At 28.1% G+C, this 2017-nt stretch carries 3 protein-coding genes; all 3 read left to right on the forward strand.

The annotated features are described in order from the left end of the window. Positions 1-512 (forward strand): DDE-type integrase/transposase/recombinase (locus EC396_RS12025; RefSeq protein ID WP_129366927.1); only part of this gene is annotated, 512 nt, incomplete at its 5' end. 137 nt (positions 513-649) lie between these two features. Beyond that, positions 650-1261: a hypothetical protein gene (locus tag EC396_RS12030; RefSeq protein WP_129366928.1), complete on the forward strand. Its 612-nt coding sequence runs from the start codon at positions 650-652 to the stop codon at positions 1259-1261. Between the two features lie 205 nt (positions 1262-1466). Then, positions 1467-1856 carry a helix-turn-helix domain-containing protein gene (locus tag EC396_RS12035; RefSeq protein WP_129366715.1) on the forward strand — a complete coding sequence of 130 codons (390 nt, stop codon included), beginning with the start codon at positions 1467-1469 and terminating at the stop codon, positions 1854-1856. The last annotated feature ends 161 nt before the right edge of the window (positions 1857-2017 follow it).

Genomic DNA, 2017 nt, shown 5'->3' on the forward strand with positions numbered 1-2017 from the left:
TTACCTACATTAAAACTCAAAATGGGCATAATTACTTAGCTTTAGTCACAGATGCTTATTCAAAGCAAATTATGGGCTATAAACTAGCTTCTCATATGAAAGTATCATTATGTTTAGATGCGCTTAAAATGGCTGTTAAGAACCGTAAATACCCTACTGAAAAGATAATACATCACTCAGATAGAGGTTTTCAATATTGCAACCCTGAATATACAAATTTCGCTGAAAATAATGGCTTAACTATGAGTATGACTGAACAATACGATCCATATGAAAACGCTGTTGCTGAAAGAATTAATAGAACCCTGAAATATGAATATGGACTTAAAAAAGTAATCAAAAACACAACATTCGCTAAGAAAATTGTCAAAAATGCAGTACATATTTACAACAACCTTAGACCGCATTTTAGCCTGGATTTAAGGAAGCCTTTTGAGGTTCATAACAATCCTAACATCAAATATAAATCGTATCGAAAAAAACATGTAAATTTACTCGAACTTAAAATTTAAGAACTGACCTAGTTCAAATTATTTTTTTGCCTTCTAAACGGCTAAAAAAAATATTTTGAACGGTTAAAGTAACCAAAAAAATGGTCAACCTATTTCAGTATAATACAAAAAAACAGCTGAACTTAATATAATAAACTATGAAAAAATACATTTTAAAACTTATAATTTTCACTTTACCAATATTAATCATTTCTTGTAATGAGAATGAAAATGATATAGAAATTAATGATTTCAAAGGTTACTATAAAATTATATCTATTTCAAGTAATTTGGAAATTGATTTAAATAACGATGGATTGAAATCTTTAGATTATCTAAAAGAAATTAAATCAGACTATATTTCTTACAATGGAGAAATTTACAATTATAATTATAATAATGAATTAGAGCAAAATTTTGCCGAAGCGAGACCTACAACTGAACAATCTAATAATACTCAATTTTTAGATATTGTATTTCCAATTCAAAGAATAGACTCAGTATTTCAAGGAGGTAATAACTTTGTTAAAACCAATATGGAATATCGTAGAATGCATACTGCTTTCATTTATGAAATTAATCAGAATAACATTGAAATAAAATCTGACCCTTTTAACGAATTTGAATTTTACGGAATAAATAATTTTAATATTAATCGAATAAACAAAATTGAATTCGAAGTAACTTTTGACTTTAAAGTTTATGATTTCAAGGAAAATGAGTGGATTGAAACTGAACTTAAAACAAAATATAAAAAAGCAGAAGAATAAAAACATTTGCTAACAACTCATAAAATTTATGCTTAAATCTGATTTAGTACAAACGACAAACATTCAACTAACAATTTGCTACGTCCGAAAAATCTCCGATTTTCCAGTCGCACAAATCTTATAAAAGCCCGTTAGGTAACATGCCATCGGATGTACTTTCCTGAAATAGGTTGACTAAAAATTAGACAACTTAAACAACGAAAGTATGAAAGAACAAAAAGTACCCTGCCGAAAAAAATCCTATGAAAAAGTGGGTTTTGATTTAAAATTACTCGTTATTGACCAAATTCAAAATGGTCGTATTTCAATTAATTATGCTGCTAAAAAATACAATATTTCAAGATCTTCTATTGACTATTGGTTAAAAAAATATAGTACTTTAGAGCAAAAGAAATTAGGAATGAGCAAAAAAGACGAAATCAAAAAATTAAAGCAAAGAATTGAAGAATTGGAGTTTGTAAAAGACTTCCAGCAAGACATAATTGCGGATATGGAACTTATTACTGGTGTGGATTTAGCAAAAAAGTCATTGCCCAAAACATTAGCCGACGAGATTCAAAAAAAGAAACAAAACCGTTTAAAAGAAAATGGTTAATCGAGTGTTTTGGGATTAGTAAACAAGCCTTCTATAAGCGCTTAAAATCTCAACAAATCAAAGAAAATAATGAACAACAATTAATTCTGTTGGTCAAACAATATCGCAATAAAGTTAGTCAACAAACTGGTGGACTGAAGCTTCATTCTGAACTTAAATCT

Origin of the sequence: Lutibacter sp. HS1-25 (assembly GCF_004121075.1) — a bacterium.
Classification (GTDB): Bacteria; Bacteroidota; Bacteroidia; order Flavobacteriales; family Flavobacteriaceae; genus Lutibacter.

Excerpts from the sequence above, each read along its gene's own strand:
- EC396_RS12030 (WP_129366928.1), top strand. The coding sequence starts at position 650 with ATGAAAAAATACATTTTAAAACTTATAATTTTCACTTTACCAATATTA.
- EC396_RS12035 (WP_129366715.1), top strand. The coding sequence starts at position 1,467 with ATGAAAGAACAAAAAGTACCCTGCCGAAAAAAATCCTATGAAAAAGTG.